Annotated in this window: 14 protein-coding genes; 7 read left to right on the top strand and 7 right to left on the bottom strand. The window is 75.8% G+C overall.

Features of this window, described 5'->3' with window-relative positions; translation table 11 throughout:
• The first annotated feature begins 17 nt into the window (after positions 1–17).
• Positions 18–1,259 carry an osmoprotectant NAGGN system M42 family peptidase gene (locus ABQ292_RS09805; protein WP_369205726.1) on the top strand — a complete coding sequence of 414 codons (1,242 nt, stop codon included), beginning with the start codon at positions 18–20 and terminating at the stop codon, positions 1,257–1,259.
• A gap of 73 nt (positions 1,260–1,332) precedes the next feature.
• On the opposite strand, the gene serC is transcribed toward ABQ292_RS09805, so the two are convergent.
• Both serC and ABQ292_RS09795 read right to left on the bottom strand, forming a co-directional pair.
• A complete protein-coding gene (serC, locus tag ABQ292_RS09800) occupies positions 1,333–2,448 on the bottom strand; it encodes a phosphoserine transaminase (RefSeq protein WP_369205724.1) in 1,116 nt (371 codons plus the stop codon).
• Positions 2,449–2,742: 294 nt separating this feature from the next.
• A complete protein-coding gene (locus tag ABQ292_RS09795) occupies positions 2,743–3,873 on the bottom strand; it encodes a citrate synthase 2 (RefSeq protein ID WP_369205722.1) in 1,131 nt (376 codons plus the stop codon).
• A 183-nt stretch (positions 3,874–4,056) separates the two neighbouring features.
• Here ABQ292_RS09795 and pdxH point away from each other — a divergent pair, with 183 nt between their 5' ends.
• Together pdxH and ABQ292_RS09785 are read left to right on the top strand one after the other, a co-directional pair.
• Complete coding sequence (gene pdxH, locus ABQ292_RS09790) at positions 4,057–4,704, top strand: pyridoxamine 5'-phosphate oxidase (protein ID WP_369205720.1); 648 nt, start codon at positions 4,057–4,059, stop codon at positions 4,702–4,704.
• Positions 4,701–6,125, top strand: a complete 1,425-nt coding sequence (locus tag ABQ292_RS09785; RefSeq protein WP_369205718.1) for an MFS transporter — start codon at positions 4,701–4,703, stop codon at positions 6,123–6,125. The genes pdxH and ABQ292_RS09785 overlap by 4 nt, the downstream gene beginning before the upstream one ends.
• Here ABQ292_RS09785 and ABQ292_RS09780 read toward each other — a convergent pair.
• Both ABQ292_RS09780 and ABQ292_RS09775 read right to left on the bottom strand, forming a co-directional pair.
• A complete protein-coding gene (locus tag ABQ292_RS09780; protein WP_369205716.1) occupies positions 6,122–6,571 on the bottom strand; it encodes an organic hydroperoxide resistance protein in 450 nt (149 codons plus the stop codon). The two genes, ABQ292_RS09785 and ABQ292_RS09780, sit on opposite strands and share 4 nt — an antisense overlap.
• Before the next feature lie 20 nt (positions 6,572–6,591).
• Positions 6,592–7,266 (bottom strand): UdgX family uracil-DNA binding protein, encoded by a 675-nt coding sequence (locus ABQ292_RS09775; protein WP_369205714.1) that lies wholly within the window; start codon positions 7,264–7,266, stop codon positions 6,592–6,594.
• A gap of 163 nt (positions 7,267–7,429) precedes the next feature.
• Between ABQ292_RS09775 and ABQ292_RS09770 the strand changes: the two genes are divergently transcribed.
• From ABQ292_RS09770 to ABQ292_RS09760, 3 genes are all read left to right on the top strand, one after another.
• Positions 7,430–8,359 carry an ABC transporter ATP-binding protein gene (locus ABQ292_RS09770; RefSeq protein ID WP_369205713.1) on the top strand — a complete coding sequence of 310 codons (930 nt, stop codon included), beginning with the start codon at positions 7,430–7,432 and terminating at the stop codon, positions 8,357–8,359.
• Entirely contained in the window at positions 8,356–9,546 is a 1,191-nt protein-coding gene (locus ABQ292_RS09765) for an ABC transporter permease (protein WP_369205711.1), read from the top strand. The genes ABQ292_RS09770 and ABQ292_RS09765 overlap by 4 nt, the downstream gene beginning before the upstream one ends.
• 103 nt (positions 9,547–9,649) lie before the next feature.
• Complete coding sequence (locus ABQ292_RS09760; RefSeq protein WP_369205709.1) at positions 9,650–10,507, top strand: tetratricopeptide repeat protein; 858 nt, start codon at positions 9,650–9,652, stop codon at positions 10,505–10,507.
• Between the two features lie 58 nt (positions 10,508–10,565).
• Here ABQ292_RS09760 and ABQ292_RS09755 read toward each other — a convergent pair whose 3' ends face one another.
• On the bottom strand, positions 10,566–11,474 hold the full coding sequence (locus ABQ292_RS09755; RefSeq protein ID WP_369205707.1) for an SMP-30/gluconolactonase/LRE family protein: 909 nt from the start codon (positions 11,472–11,474) through the stop codon (positions 10,566–10,568).
• A 20-nt stretch (positions 11,475–11,494) separates the two neighbouring features.
• On the bottom strand, positions 11,495–12,424 hold the full coding sequence (locus ABQ292_RS09750; protein WP_369205705.1) for a glycosyltransferase: 930 nt from the start codon (positions 12,422–12,424) through the stop codon (positions 11,495–11,497).
• Between the two features lie 66 nt (positions 12,425–12,490).
• Between ABQ292_RS09750 and ABQ292_RS09745 the strand changes: the two genes are divergently transcribed.
• Positions 12,491–13,570: an inositol monophosphatase family protein gene (locus ABQ292_RS09745; RefSeq protein ID WP_369205703.1), complete on the top strand. Its 1,080-nt coding sequence runs from the start codon at positions 12,491–12,493 to the stop codon at positions 13,568–13,570.
• Here the strand turns inward: ABQ292_RS09745 and ABQ292_RS09740 are convergent.
• Positions 13,567–14,964: an FAD-dependent oxidoreductase gene (locus ABQ292_RS09740; RefSeq protein WP_369205701.1), complete on the bottom strand. Its 1,398-nt coding sequence runs from the start codon at positions 14,962–14,964 to the stop codon at positions 13,567–13,569. The two genes, ABQ292_RS09745 and ABQ292_RS09740, sit on opposite strands and share 4 nt — an antisense overlap.
• Positions 14,965–14,976 lie beyond the last annotated feature (12 nt).

The following is a 14,976-nucleotide window of genomic DNA, read 5'->3' as shown; positions in this document are numbered from 1 at the left end:
CCCTACACTCGGCGCCCATGCTGACCGGTCCCCGGGACGACGACGGCCTCGTCCGCGACGACGTCGAGCCCAACGAGCGCTTCCTGCCCTCCCCGGTCGACGCAGGGCAGAAGCGGCTGCCCATCGACATGGACTACGTGCAGCGCGTGATGCTCGAGCTGCTCACCATCCCGAGCCCCTCGGGCCGCACCGACCACGTCATGCAGCTCATCGGCGGCGAGCTGCGCGACCTCGGCCTGGACTTCGAGGTCACCCGTCGCGGGGCGCTGATCGCCGAGCTGCCGAGCCGGTCACCGGGCGCGGACCGGACGGTGGTCGTGCACGCCGACACGATCGGCTGCATGGTGTCCCAGCTCAAGGACAACGGCCGGCTGGCGATCGTCCCGGTGGGCACGCACAGCGCGCGGTTCGCCGAGGGCGCGCGGGTGACGATCTTCTCCGACGACGTCACCGGCGACTACTGGCACACCGGCACGATCCTGCCGATCAAGGCCAGCGGGCACCGCTTCGGCGACGAGGTCGACGAGCAGGGCGTGGGCTGGGACCACGTCGAGGTCCGGGTCGACGAGGTGGTGCACAGCCGGGCCGACCTCGAGCGCCGCGGTATCCAGGTGGGTGACTTCGTCGCGATCGACGCCCAGCCGGTGGTCACCACCAGCGGGTTCGTCAACTCCCGGCACCTCGACGACAAGGCCGGCGTCGCCGCCGCCCTCGGCGCGTTCAAGGCGATCATCGACCACGGCGTCGAGGTGCCGGTGACCGCGCACCTGCTGGTGACCATCGCCGAGGAGGTGGGCCTGGGTGCCAGCCACGGCCTCGACGCCGACGTCGCCGAGCTGGTCTCCATCGACACCTCGGTGGTGGCGCCGGGCCAGGCGTCGTCCGAGCAGTGCGTGAACATCGCGATGCAGGACTCGACCGGCCCGTTCGACTACCACCTGACCCGGCACCTGATCGACCTGTGCCGTGTGCACGAGGTGCCGCACCGACGCGACGTCTACAAGTACTACCGGTCCGACGCGGCCTCGGCGCTGGAGGCGGGCGCCAACACGCGCGCGGCGCTGATCGGGTTCGGCATCGACGGCAGCCACGGCAACGAGCGCACGCACCTCGACGGCATCCGCAGCACCGCGGAGCTGGTGGCGCTCTACCTGCAGACCGACCTCACCTTCCGCAGCTGGGACCGCCGCCCGACCGGCGACCTGAGCGACTTCCCCAGCCTGGCGGTCCAGCCCGCCGACGGCGAGAGCGCCCGCTGACGTACTGGAACGGCCCTCCTGCAGGGGCCCGCCCCGAGCGCCGGCGAGGGGTGGGGGGCAGGAGGGTCCTTCTTCAGAGGCGCTCGACGACGTGGTCGACGCAGGCGGTCAGCGCGCTGACGTCGTCGGGGTCGACCGCCGGGAACATGCCGACCCGCAGCTGGTTGCGGCCGAGCTTGCGGTAGGGCTCGACGTCGACCACGCCGTTGGCCCGCAGCGTCGTCGTGACCGCGGTGGCGTCGATCGAGGAGTCGAGGTCGACGGTGCCCACGACCAGGCTGCGGTGTGCCGGGTCGGCCACGAACGGCGTCGCGTACGGCGACTTCTCCGCCCAGCCGTAGAGCCGGTTCGACGACTCCCGGCTACGCGCGACCGCCCCGGAGAGCCCGCCGAGGCCGAGCATCCAGCGGACCTGGTCGGCCAGCAGGAACAGCGTGGCGACGGCGGGGGTGTTGTAGGTCTGGTCCTTGGCGGAGTTGTCGATCGCGATCGACAGGTCGAGGAAGCCGGGGACCCACCGCCCGGACGCCTTGATCTCGGCCACCCGCTCCAGCGCCGCGGGGCTCATCAGGGCGATCCACAGCCCGCCGTCGGAGGCGAAGGACTTCTGCGGCGCGAAGTAGTAGGCGTCGGTCTGGGCGACGTCCACCGGCAGGCCGCCGGCGCCGCTGGTCGCGTCGACCAGGACGAGCGCGTCGTCGTCCGCGCCGCGCGGCCGCCCCACCGGCGCCATGACGCCGGTCGAGGTCTCGTTGTGCGCCCACCCGTAGGCGTCGACGCCCGGCCGGCCCTGCGGCAGCGCCAGCGACCCCGGCTCGCCCTTGGTCACCACCGGCTCCTCGAGGAAGGGCGCCTCGGCCACCCCGGAGGCGAACTTCGCGGAGAACTCGCCGTAGGTGCCGTGCGCGCTGCGCCGCCGGATGAGGCCGAAGGTCGCGGCGTCCCAGAACGCCGTCGTGCCGCCGTTGCCGAGCACGACCTCGTAGCCCTCGGGCAGGTCGAACAGCTCGGTGAGCCCCTCGCGCACCTGGCGGACCAGCCCCTTGACCGGCGCCTGGCGGTGGGAGGTCCCCATGACGCCGGCGCCGTCGGAGGCCAGGGCCTGCAGCGCCTCGGGGCGGACCTTCGAGGGGCCGCAGCCGAACCGGCCGTCGGCGGGGAGGAGGTCGGCGGGGATCTGGATCGTCACAGGGGGTCTTCCTCTCGGTGTGGCTGCCTTCCCGGGGCCCGCCCGGAGCCGGCGAGGGGCGGGGAGGAAGGCGGTCCTCCCGCTCTCGGGACGTGCTGCGGGACGGAGTGGCGCCGGACGACCACGGCCCGGGTCCGCGGTGGTCGCGGGCCCGGGCCGTCGTCCTGGTGAGGGACTGGAACGGCCACCCTTCAGGGTCCCGCGCCGAGCGTGCGAGGCGCGGGGGGAAGGGCGGCCCTCCTGCAGGGTCCCGCCGCGAGCCTGCGAGTGGTGGGGGGCAGGAGGGTCCTTACATCAGGCCGGGGCGGGCTCGTTCACGGCCTTGACCTGGATGGTGTCGAAGCCCTCGACCTCCTCGGGGCGCCGCGCGTCCGGCCCCACGTAGCGGGCCGACGGGCGCACGAGGCGGCCGGTCGTCTTCTGCTCGAGGATGTGCGCGCACCAGCCGGCGGTGCGGGCGCAGGTGAACATCGACGTGAACATGTGGCTCGGGACGTCGGCGAAGTCGAGCACGATCGCCGCCCAGAACTCGACGTTGGTCTCGATCGGGCGGTCCGGCCGCCGCTCGCGCAGCTCCTTGAGCGCGGCCTGCTCCAGCGCCAGCGCGGCCTCGAAGCGCGGTGCGGCCAGCTCCTTGGCGGCCTTGCGCAGCACGCGGGCGCGCGGGTCCTCGGCGCGGTAGACGCGGTGGCCGAAGCCCATCAGCCGGTCGCCGCGGTCGAGCAGGTCCTTGACGTAGGTCTCGGCGTTCCCCGACTGCTCGACGCCGTCGAGCATGTGCAGCACCCGGGACGGCGCGCCGCCGTGCAGGGGGCCGGACATCGCGCCGATCGCGCCGGACAGGGAGGCGGCGACGTCGGCACCGGTGGAGGCGATGACGCGGGCGGTGAACGTCGAGGCGTTCATGCCGTGCTCGGCGGCCGACGTCCAGTAGGCGTCGACGGCGGCGACGTGCCGCGGGTCGGGCTCGCCGCGCCAGCGCACCATGAACCGCTCGACGATCGTCGAGGCCTCGTCGACGCGCCGCTGGGGCACGGCCGGGATGCCGATGCCGCGGGCGGACTGCGCCACGTAGGACAGCGCCATGACGGCGGCCCGGGCGAGCTCCTCGCGGGCCTCCTCGGCGTCGATGTCCAGCAGCGGCTTGTAGCCCCAGATGGGGGTCAGCATCGCCAGCGCGGCCTGCACGTCGACCCGGACGTCGCCGGTGTGCACGGGGATGGGGAACGGCTCGGCCGGCGGCAGGCCCGGCCCGAACTTGCCATCGACCAGCAGCGCCCAGACGTTGCCGAAGGTGATCTTGCCGACCAGGTCCTCGATGTCGACCCCGCGGTAGCGGAGCGATCCGCCGTCCTTGTCGGGTTCGGCGATCGTGGTCTCGAAGGCGATGACGCCCTCCAGGCCGGGTACGAAGTCGTCGGCCATCTCGCATGCTCCTCTGCGCGCGGACCTCGTGCGCGCACAGGGACGGCGCACGACTGCACGGGGAATCTAGGCCGTGTGCCCGCCCCCGGAACAGGCGGGGCCGCCGCCCGGCGGGAACCGTCCGGGGCCGCCTGCCGGGCGGGGCCGCGCGCCGGGCACGGTCGGCGGTGTCAGCATGGCGGGGTGCCCGACCTCTCCCGCATGCGCAGGGACTACGACCGCCCGGGCCTGCGCGAGGAGGACCTCGCGCCCTCGTGGCTCGAGCAGTTCGACCGCTGGTTCCGTGACGTCGTCGCCGCGGAGGTGCCCGACCCCAACGCGGTCGTCGTCGCCACCGCCGACGCCGACGGCGCGCCCGACGCCCGGATCGTCCTGCTCAAGGGATACGACGAGGAGGGTTTCGTCTTCGGCACCAGCTACGCCTCGGCCAAGGGCGCGCAGCTGGCGGCCAACCCCCGCGCGGCACTCGTCTTCCCCTGGCACGCGTTGCAGCGCCAGGTGCGGGTGATCGGCCGGGTCGAGCGCGTCGGCGACACCGCCTCCGACGACCTGTGGGACCCGCGCCCGCGCGAGGCCCAGCTGGCCGCCGTCGCCTCCCTGCAGTCGACGGTCGTCGACTCGCGGGAGGAGCTGGAGACGCGGGTCCGGCTGCTCGACGAGGGGACGACGACCGAGAAGGTGCCGCGGCCGCCGACCTGGGGCGGCTACCGGGTGGTGCCCGAGAGCATCGAGTTCTGGCAGGGCGGCCCGGGACGGCTGCACGACCGGCTGCGCTTCGTCCGCGACGACGAGGAGGGCGGCGGCTGGGTCCTGCAGCGGCTGGCGCCGTGAGCGGTCCCGCCGGCGACCCACCGCCCGGCGACCCACCGCCCGGCGACCCACCGCCCGGCGACCCACCGCCCGGCGACCCACCGCCCCGCGAGCCACCGCCCCGCGAGCCGCTGCCTGCCGACCCGGTCGAGGGCGCGGGGGAGGTGGCCGAGCCCGTGCCCGCGCCGGTCCGCCGGCGCGGCTGGGCGATCGACACCAGCCCGCTGCGCAACCCCGGCTACCGCCGGCTGTTCTGGGGCGTGACGGCCACGATGATCGGCCAGCAGATGACGCTGGTCGCCGTCCCGTTCCAGGTGTACGCGCTCACCCGCGACTCGCTGCTGGTCGGCGTCACGTCGATCGTGGCGCTGGTGCCGCTGGTCGTCTTCGGTCTGCTCGGCGGGTCGATCGCCGACGCCATGGACCGCCGCACGCTGATGATCGTCACCGGCGTCGGGTCGGCGGTGACCAGCGCGCTGCTGGTCGCCCAGGCGCTGCTGCCCGGCGGCGGGAACCTGTGGCTGCTCTGGGTGCTGGCCGCCGCCGTCTCCGGCTTCACCGCGGTCAACCAGCCGGCCCGCAGCGCCGTCATCCCCGCGCTGGTCGGCCCGGAGGGGGTGCCGGCGGCAAACGCGCTGGCGATGACCGTCCGGCAGGCGGGGGTCATCGTGGGGCCGCTGCTGGCCGGCGTCCTCATCGGCGCCGGCGACCTGTTCCTGGCCTACGTCGTCGACGCGGTCACCCTCGTCGTCGCTGTCGTCCTGCTGCGTGGCCTGCCGCCGCTGCCGCCCGGCGGGCGGACGGGGCCGCTGCGCCTGGGCGCCGCCGTCCGCGGGGTGGGGGAGGGCTTCGCCTTCCTGCGCACCCAGCCTGTGCTGCTGATGACCTTCGTCGTCGACGTGATCGCCATGCTCTTCGCCTGGCCGCAGGCGGTGTTCCCCGAGCTGAGCGAGGGCCGCTACGCGGGGTCGCCCAACAGCCTGGGCTGGCTCTACGCCGGGGTCTCGATCGGCGCGCTGCTGATGGGGCTGACCTCGGGCTGGGTGTCGCGGGTCGACCGGCAGGGCGCGGTGGTGCTGGCCGCGATCGTCGTGTGGGGTCTGGCGATCGTCGGGTTCGGGCTGGCGCCGAGCCTGTGGCTGGCCGTCCTCTGCCTGGCGGTGGCCGGCGCCGGCGACATGGTCAGCGCCGTCCTGCGCTCGTCGATGCTGCAGACGGCGGCGCCCGACGAGATGCGCGGGCGCATGCAGGGCGTGTTCCTCGTGGTCGTCGCCGGCGGGCCCCGGCTGGGCGACCTGCGCGCCGGGGCGGTGGCCAGCGCCGCCGGGGTGGGCGTGGCGATGGTCTCCGGCGGCGTCGTCATCGTGGTCGCGATGGTGGTGGTGGCGCTGCTGGTGCCCTCGTTCCTGCACTTCCGGGCCTCGCAGGTGGTGGCCCGCTAGCCTCCCGTCGCTCGGGTCCCGGGTGCGACGTGCAGGCCGACCTCGACGTTGCCCGTCGTGGCCCGCGAGTAGGGGCAGATCGTGTGGGTGCGCTCCATCAGCGCCCGCGCCTGCTCCTCGTCCAGACCCGGCAGGTGCCCGGTGAGGTCCACGGCCAGGCCGAAGTCGCCGGGCTCCCCGCGCAGGAAGTGCACCTGCGCGGTGACCGAGGACCCCTCCAGCGCCGCGGGGGACAGGCCCAGCGGCTCGAGCGCGAAGCGCATCGCGCTGTGGAAGCAGGCCGAGTAGCCGGCGGCGAACAGCTGCTCGGGGTTGGTCCCCGGGCCGCCGTCGCCACCCATCTCGGCGGGACGGGACAGCTGCACCTCCAGCCGCCCGTCGGAGGTGGCCACCTCCCCGGTGCGTGCTCCGGTGGCGGTCGCCTCGGCGGTGTAGATCGGGTGCACGGGTCTCTCCTCGGGTCGGGTCAGGCGAGGGCGCCGGCGACGACGCGCAGGTCGGCGACGAGCGCGTCGTAGGCCTTGGGGCGGTCCTCGTCGGGCACCCGCAGCACCGCCGAGGGGTGCGCGGTGGCCAGCATCCAGGTCTGGGCGGGGGCGTCCTCGTCGGGCTCGTCGTCGAGGGTCACCTGCGCGACACCCGGCGGCGTCCACGGCATGAGCTTCCCGCGCTCCTTGGTAATCCGGAACGAGGGCGAGATCAGCGCCTTGGCCGCCGTCGCCCCCAGGCAGACGACGACCTCCGGCTTGAGCACCTCGAACTCCGCCTCCAGCCACGGCCGGCACGCCCGGATGTGCTCGGCGCCCGGCGACTGGTGGATCCGCCGCTTCGGCGTCGGGGTGAAGCGGAAGTGCTTGACGGCGTTGGTCACGTAGGCGTCCCTGCGCTCGATGCCGGCCTCGGTCAGCGCGCGGTCGAGCAGCCGCCCGGCCGGGCCGACGAACGGCTCGCCCCTGCGGTCCTCCTGGTCGCCGGGCTGCTCGCCGACGAGGACGATCCGCGCCGTCTCCGGGCCCTCGCCGAACACCGTCTGCGTGGCCGGCTCCCACAGCTCGCAGGCCCGGCAGCCGGCCGCCGCGGCGCGCAGCCCGTCGAGCCCGACGCCGCGGGGCGGGGAGGCGGGCACGTTCTGCTGGCTCATGCCCCGATGACACCGCAGGTCGGCCGTGGGCGCGAGGTGGGGTCGGGCCGGCGGCCGGGCACGTCGCGTCTCACTCCGGTCCCGATTCGTCTCGGAACCTGTCGTGGCCGCTGCCGCGACCGATAGCGTCGGCGGCGCGCGGGGATCAGCGGACGGAGGAGCAGTGCTCGAGTTCGACGGGCTCCACAAGAGCTACGGCGACCACCACGTGCTGGAGGGTGTCGGTTTCACCGTCGCCCCCGGCTCGATGTTCGGCTTCTGCGGCGCGAACGGCGCCGGGAAGACGACGACCATGCGCATCGCGATGGGCCTGGCCCGCGCCGACGCCGGCGAGGTCCGGTGGCGCGGGCGACCGCTGGACGAGGAGTCGCGCCGGCGCATCGGCTACATGCCGGAGGAGCGTGGGCTCTACCCGAAGATGCGGGTGGGGGAGCAGCTGACCTACTTCGCCCGGCTGCACGGCCTCGACGCCGCGGCGGCCGCCCGGGCGGCCGAGGAGTGGGCCGGCCGGCTCGGCCTCGGCGAGCGCCGCGGCGACCCCGTCGAGAAGCTGTCCCTGGGCAACCAGCAGCGGGTCCAGCTCGCCGCCGCCCTCGTCAGCCGTCCCGAGGTGCTCATCCTCGACGAGCCGTTCTCCGGCCTGGACCCCGTCGGCGTCGACTCCCTGGCCGAGGCGCTGCTCGACCAGTGCCGCGCCGGCGTGCCGGTCGTCTTCTCCAGCCACCAGCTCGACCTCGTCGAGCGGCTCTGCGACGCCGTCGGCATCCTCGCCCGCGGCCGGATGGTGGCCAGCGGCACGGTCGAGGACCTGCGCCGCCGCGAGTCCGGCAGGGTGCTGCGGGTGGTCGCGCCCGACGCCGTCGCCGGCTGGACCCGGGACGTCCCGGGGGTGCGCGTGGTGTCCGAGCGGGCCGGCGACACCCTGCTCGAGCTCGCCGACGGCGCCGACGACCAGGCGGTCCTGGCCGCCGCGCTGCGCACCGGCCGGGTGACCCACTTCGCCTGGCGCGAGACGTCCCTGGTCGAGCTGTTCCGCGAGGCCGTCGCCGACCCGGCGCCGCAGCCGGCGCAGCGTGCCGAGGTGGCCGCGTGAACGCCCCCGCCCGCCCGCTCGGCAGCGGCGCCCTGATCCGCCTGGTCGCCGTCCGCGAGGTCTCCACCCGGCTGCGCGACAAGACCTTCCTCGTCGGCTCGGCGGTGATGCTCCTGCTCATCGTCGGCCTCCTCGCCTTCCAGGTCGTCGTCAACTCCGGCAGCGACGACAGCCGCATCGGCGTGACCGGGGACGCCGGCCGGCTCGGCCCGGCGCTGGAGGCCCAGGGCGGGGCGCTGGGTCTCGACGTCACCGTCGTCGAGCTCGGCGACGACACCGCCGCGCGCACCGCCGTCGAGGACGAGGAGGTCGACGCCGCGGTACTCGAGGGCACCGGCACCGACCCCGAGCTGGTGCTGCGCGAGCCCGACTCGACGCTCGAGGCGCTGGTCTCCGGCGCCGTCGGCGCGGTGGCCCTGAACGGGGTGCTGGCCGAGGCCGGCGTCGACCCCGGCGACCTGCCGCAGGTGACCGTCACCGCCCTCGACGAGGACTCCGCGGCCGCCGAGCAGCGCACCGCCGTGGCGATCGTCGGGGTGGTGCTGCTCTACAGCTTGATCATCCTGTTCGGCCAGTTCGTGGCCCAGGGCGTGGTCGAGGAGAAGTCCAGCCGGGTGGTGGAGCTGCTGCTGGCCACCATGCGGCCCTGGCACCTGCTCGCGGGCAAGATCCTCGGTCTCGGCGCGCTGGGTCTGGCGCAGATCGCGCTGATCGCCGTCATCGGCGTCACCGGCGCGCTGGCCTTCGACGTCGTCGACGTGCCCGGCGACCTGATCGGCACCGTCGGCTGGGTGCTGTTCTGGTTCGTGCTCGGCTACGCCCTGTTCGCATCGCTGTTCGCCGTCGCCGCGTCGCTGGTCAGCCGGCAGGAGGACCTCGGCAGCGTCCTCACGCCGGCCTCGCTGGTGCTGATCGTCGGCTTCTTCATCGCCATCCAGGCGGCGAGCAGCCCGTCCGGGACGCTGGCGGTCGTCACGTCGTTCGTGCCGGGCTTCTCGCCGATGGTCATGCCGGTGCGGCAGGCGGCCGGCGACGTGGCGCTGTGGGAGGTCGGCGTCGCCGTCCTGCTGATGCTCGTGGCGGTCGCGCTGGTGGTCCGGCTGGGCGGGCGGGTGTACTCCGGCGCCCTGCTGCGGACCAGCGGGAAGACCAAGCTGAAGGACGCGCTGCGGGCCGAGCGGGCCTGATCCCCGGCGGGGGACACCCGCGAGGAGCACCGCCGGACACGTTGGGGTGACCTCACCCCGACGGAGGGCGTGCGCCCAGGTCAGGGCAGTGATCATCGGCGGCATGACCGAGGACCTGGACGCGCGCCTCTGGCGGCTGCAGGCCTCCGAGGACGCCGACGAGCTCATCGACCTGGGCTGCGACCTCGCCGACGCGAACCGGCACACCGACGCCGAGTGGTGCTTCCGCCGGGCGGCCGCGCTCGGCGACGCCACCGGCTACTACGACCTGGGCAACAGCCTCGCCGCGCAGGAGCGCTGGTCCGAGGCCGTGGACGCCTACGAGGTCGCGCTGGCCGGTGGCGAGCCCGACGCCTGGCGCAACCTCGGGCTGGTGCTCGAACAGCTCGGTGACCTCGCCGGGGCCATGGCCGCCTACCGGGGTGCCGCCGCCGGCGACACCGAGGGCGGGCTGCAGCTGGCGTTCCTGCTGCGCGAGCAGGGGGAGCGGGAGGAGGCCCTCGACGTCGCCCGGCAGCTCGCCGCCGCAGGGGACGACGAGGCCGACGCCGTCGCCGCCTGCTGGGAGTGGTGCGCCACCCTCGACCCGGCGCTGGAGCCGCGGCTGCGCACGGGGGCCGCCCACTTCGCGGCCGCCCGCGCCGACCTCGCCGCCCTGCTGCTCCAGACCGGCCGCCCCGAGGAGGCCCGCTCGGTGCTCGAGCGCGGCGCCAAGCTCGGTGAGCAGGTGGCCTGGCTACCGCTGGGCAACCTCTACCGGGAGGAGCTCGGCGACGACGAGGCCGCCGAGGAGGCCTACCGGGCCGGCATCGCGGCCGGCGACGTCTTCTGCCACCACAACCTCGGAGTGCTGCTCGCCGAGCGCGGGGACCTCACCGGTGCCGCCGAGGAGTTCCAGCGGGGCGCCGACGCCGGCGACCAGCTGGCCGCCGCCGCACTGCAGCTGCTCCAGGAGAGCTGAGGAAGGACCCCGCCGCCCCCACCACTCGCGGGCTCGCGGCGGGGCCGGCGCCGTCCACCTAGGGTTGGCGCAGGCCGGCCAGGGGGCCGCGGTAGGGCTGCGCCGGAGGACCGGTCACGCCCGGGCGCACGGTGAACAGCCGGCCCGCCTCGCGCTCGTCGCCCCCGCCGTGCGCCGTGCTGATCACCAGCAGGTCGCGGCCGGGCCCGGCGAAGGTGCAGCTGGACGTGTGGGCCACCGGCACCTCGACGACGGCGAGCAGCTCGCCGTCGGGTGACCAGCGGCGCACCTGCCCGCCGCCCCACATCGCCGTCCAGAGGCAGCCCTCGTCGTCGACGGCGAGCCCGTCGGCCACGCCGTCCGGGCCGCCGGTCTCGAGCAGCACCCGGCACTCGGTGAACGCCCCGCCGGCCGGGTCGTAGGTGAAGGCGTGCACCAGCCCGGGGCCGGAGTCGGCCAGGTAGACGGTGCGCTCGTCGGGCGACCAGCCCAGGCCGTTGGAGACGGTCAGCCCGTCGAGCACCGTGGTGACGGTGCCGTCGGTGTCGAGCCGGTAGAGCGTGCCGGCGCCGGGGCGCTCGTCGAAGGCCATCGTCCCGGCGAAGAAGCGTCCCCTCCGGTCGCAGGCGCCGTCGTTCATGCGGGTGCCGCCGTCGGCCTCGCCCCCGCCCTCGGCGGCGAGGTCCACCAGCACCCGCGCGGTGCCGTCCGCGGCCACGTGGGTGAACCCGCCTCCGGCGGCGGCCAGCCAGCCACCGGCCGCGGCGGGGGCGACGACGCCCACCGTGTCCCCGGCCCGCACCGAGCCGGTCTCGGTCAGCTGCCCGTCGGCGTCGACGGCGGCCCGCCGCAGCAGGCCGGCGGCGATGTCGACCCAGAGCAGCTCGGCCCGGTCGGCGTCCCAGACGGGACCCTCCCCGTGGTCGGCGGGGGAGGGGGCGGCGGGTTCGGCGCGCAGCGTCAGCACGCGGGGAGGGTGCCCACTGCTCAGCCCGCGTGCACCTCGACGCCGCGGCGCGCGCGGTCGAGCCAGGCGGCCAGCCGCTCGCCGTCCCAGGGCCGGCGCCGGCGTGCGGCCGCGGCCAGCAGCCCCCGCGGCAGCTCGAGGGTGGCCAGCGCGATGCCGGCCGCACCGGGCAGGTCGCCGTCGCGCAGGTGGCGGACGACCGAGCGGACCCGCCGGCCGAGGAACGCCGCCGTCGCGCGGACCGGGCGGGGCTCGTGCTGGGGCACCAGGACCTGGATGGTCCGGGCGTAGTGCCACGCGCGCAGCAGGACCGCGCGGGCGGTGCGGCCGTCCTTGGGGTGCCGGAAGCGGGTGTCGGGCACGCGCAGCAGCAGGTGCCCGGCCGCGCGCAGCCGGAAGGAGGCGTCGCGGTCCTCGTTGTAGAAGAAGTACAGCGGGTCGAAGCCGCCGGCGGCGAGGAACTCCTCCCGGCGGACCAGCAGCGCGGTGCCGGCGAGCTCGTCGGCGGCGAAGGGCGGTCCGGGCGGGTCGTCGTCCTCCCCGGGCCCGTGCACGGCCGGCGCCGCCCACACCGCCGCGGGCTCGGCGTCGAGGACCTCGGCCAGCCGGCGCAGCATGCCGGGGTCGGGCTCGCCGTCGGAGTTGACCAGCGCCGCGTAGCGGCCGCGGCAGGCGTCCAGCGCGAGGTCCATGGCCCGGGCGAAGCCGAGGTTGCGCCGGGAGGTCAGGACCCGCCGGTCGGCCTCGGGGTAGCAGGTGCGCAGCTGCTCGCGGGCGGCGGCGGAGGTCCGCGGCAGGGCGCCGTTCTCCACGAGCAGGGCGCGCCCGCGCCAGCCCGGGCCGGTGGCGGCCGCGACCGCCGCGTGGTGGCGGGCCAGCAGCTCCGGCGGCTCGCGGTGGACGAGGAGGACGACGTCGACGTCGTCGAGGCCGGTGCGGCGGTCTGGCACCCCGGCGCCCTACCCCGCCCGGTGGCCTACCTTGCGGGGAGACGACGGGGTGGGGGGCGGGGGACCGTGGGCGAGACGGGCACGATGCGGGTCGCCGCGTCCGGGGAGGACCTCTGGACCGCCGCGGAGCTGCTCGGCATGAGCCCGGCCGCGCTGGCCCCAGAGATGCTCGACCCCGGCGCCCGGCTGCTGGTCGGGAACGGCGCGGCCGCGCACCTGCGCCGGCGATGGACCGACGAGGGCATCACCGAGGCCGTGGTCGTCCACCGGTCCACGCACGTCACCGGGCGGACCGCGCTGCTCGCCGTCGCCTCGGCCTGGGGCTGCTCGCAGGTGCGCGACGCCGGCACCGGACGGGTCGTGCAGGTCGCAGCGCCCCCGTCCGACGCCCCGCTGACCGAGCGCTTCGGGCACCTCGCCGCGCTGGCGGCCACGCAGGTGGAGGTCGCCGTCGCGCTGGCCCGCGACAGCGGCCGCGACCGGGTCAAGGCCGACGGCAGCTGGTCGCTGGCCGCCGACGAGGCCGCACACGCGGCCGCGGCCGAGGTGATGGCCGAACTCGGGGTGACCGTGCTGTCGGAGGAGCGCGCCGACCTGACCGTGCCCGTCGACGAGCCGTGGGTGGTGCTCGACCCGCTCGACGGCACCGGCAACTTCCGCGCCGGCCTGCCGCCGTGGGCGTTCTCGGCGGCGCTGGTGCGCGGCGGCCGCTCGAGGGCCGGGCTGGTGGTCGACCTGTCGTCCGGCCGGCGCTGGGCCGGGGCCGAGGAGGCCGGTGCCTGGCGGGACGGCGTGCCGGCACGGGTGCGTCCCGGGAGCACGCTCGTGGCGCCCACGGCACCGACGGGCCGGGGTGTGCTCGTGCCCAGCACCGCCCGCCGGGTCCGGGTGACCGGCTGCACCGCCGTCGACGTCTGCCTGGTCGCCGACGGCTCGGCCGGCGCCTGGCACAACCTCGACCGCGGCGGCACGCACGTGCACGACGTCGCCGGCGGGCTGGCCGTGCTGGCCGCGGCCGGCGGGGTGGCGCTCACCGCCGACGGCGCGCCGCTGCGGCTGGAGGCCGACACCGAGACGCTCATCCGCTTCGCCGCCGCGGCGACGGGGGACGCCGCCCGGGAGCTGATCGCCGCGGTGCCCGTCTAGCGGACGGCGGCCGCCCGGACCGCGGCGAGCAGCGCCTCGCGCTCGTGCAGCGTCGTCCGCGCCCGCCCGCGGGTGGCGCCGAGGGCGACCTCGGCGGCGTCGATGGCCCGCCAGTCCTCCAGCAGCACCGGCTCGGCACCGCGGGTCTGCAGCGTGTGCACCAGGTCGTCGCGGTCCCCGTGCGGGCCGATGACGCCGGCCTCGGCGTCGGCCAGCAGCGCGGCGACGGTCTCGCGGGCGTCGTGCTTGTTCGTGCCGACGACGCCGGTGGGCCCGCGCTTGATCCAGCCGGCCACGTACTCGCCGACGGAGGGGGTGCCGTCGCGCAGCACCCGGCCGTCGTCGTTCGGGACGGTGCCGGTGCGCGGGTCGACCGGCAGGCCGGGCAGGCCCTCGCCCCGGTAGCCGACCGAGCGGACGACGAGGTCGGCCGGCAGCACCTCGGTCTCGCCGGTGCCCACCGCGCGGCCCTCGTCGTCGACCGCGGTCCGCTCGACCTCGACTCCGGTGACCCGGTCGGTGCCGAGGATGCGCACCGGGCGGCGGTAGAAACGCAGGGTCAGGCGGGCGCGGCCGGGCCCGGCGGTGTTGGCCGAGTACTGGCGGAGGACGTCGACGTTGCGGGCGACCAGCCGGTCGGGCGGCGGGGGCTCGTCCTCGCCGGGCAGGTCGGCCGGGTCCACCAGCACCGTGGCCTCGGCCAGCTCGCCGAGCTCGTCGAGCTCCTTGGTGGTGAACGTCGCCTGCACCGGGCCGCGCCGGCCGAGCACGGTGACCTCCTCGACCGCCGTCGCGGCGAGGGTGTCGAGGACGTGCTGGGGCATGTCGGTGGGCTCGAGTTCCTGCGGCGCGCGGCACAGCACCCGGGCGACGTCGAGGGCGACGTTGCCGACCCCGACGACGACGGCCCGGCGGACACCGGCCAGCGCCGTCTCCACCCGCACCCGGTCGGCATCGGGGTGCCCGCAGTACCAGGCCACGAGGTCGGTGGCGGCGAGGCTGCCGGTCAGCTGCTCGCCCTCGATGGACAGCGGCCGGTCGAGCGCGGCGCCGTAGGTGTAGACGACGGCGTCGACGTGCGCCCGCAGGTCCTCCAGGGAGACGTCGGTGCCGATCTCGACGTTGCCGACGAAGCGGACGCCGGGGTCGTCCAGCGCCCGGTGCAGGGTGTCGCGGATGGCGCGCATCTTCGGGTGGTCGGGGGCGATGCCGTGCCGGACCAGGCCGAACGGGGTGGGTAGCCGGTCGATCAGGTCGACGGTGACCGGGACCGGCGCGCGGCGGACCAGCGCCTCGGCGGTGTAGATGCCGGCCGGCCCGGCGCCGACCACGGCCACGCGCAGGGGGCGGCCGTCGGCCGGGGTCAGAGCGCCGTCGTCCGCCACGACTGGCATCCTGGCCCCGCC

Origin of the sequence: Geodermatophilus maliterrae (assembly GCF_041018925.1) — a bacterium.
Lineage (GTDB): Bacteria > Actinomycetota > Actinomycetes > Mycobacteriales > Geodermatophilaceae > Geodermatophilus > Geodermatophilus maliterrae.
Note: the sequence above shows the minus strand (reverse complement) of the source record. Positions and strands in the feature narration are given on the sequence as shown.

What these genes read in the sequence shown, in the direction of transcription:
- ABQ292_RS09805 (WP_369205726.1), top strand. Translation starts at nt 18, where the DNA reads ATGCTGACCGGTCCCCGGGACGACGACGGCCTCGTCCGCGACGACGTC.
- ABQ292_RS09795 (WP_369205722.1), bottom strand. Translation starts at nt 3,873, where the DNA reads ATGGCCGACGACTTCGTACCCGGCCTGGAGGGCGTCATCGCCTTCGAG.
- ABQ292_RS09775 (WP_369205714.1), bottom strand. Translation starts at nt 7,266, where the DNA reads ATGAGCCAGCAGAACGTGCCCGCCTCCCCGCCCCGCGGCGTCGGGCTC.
- ABQ292_RS09760 (WP_369205709.1), top strand. Translation starts at nt 9,650, where the DNA reads ATGACCGAGGACCTGGACGCGCGCCTCTGGCGGCTGCAGGCCTCCGAG.
- ABQ292_RS09740 (WP_369205701.1), bottom strand. Translation starts at nt 14,964, where the DNA reads ATGCCAGTCGTGGCGGACGACGGCGCTCTGACCCCGGCCGACGGCCGC.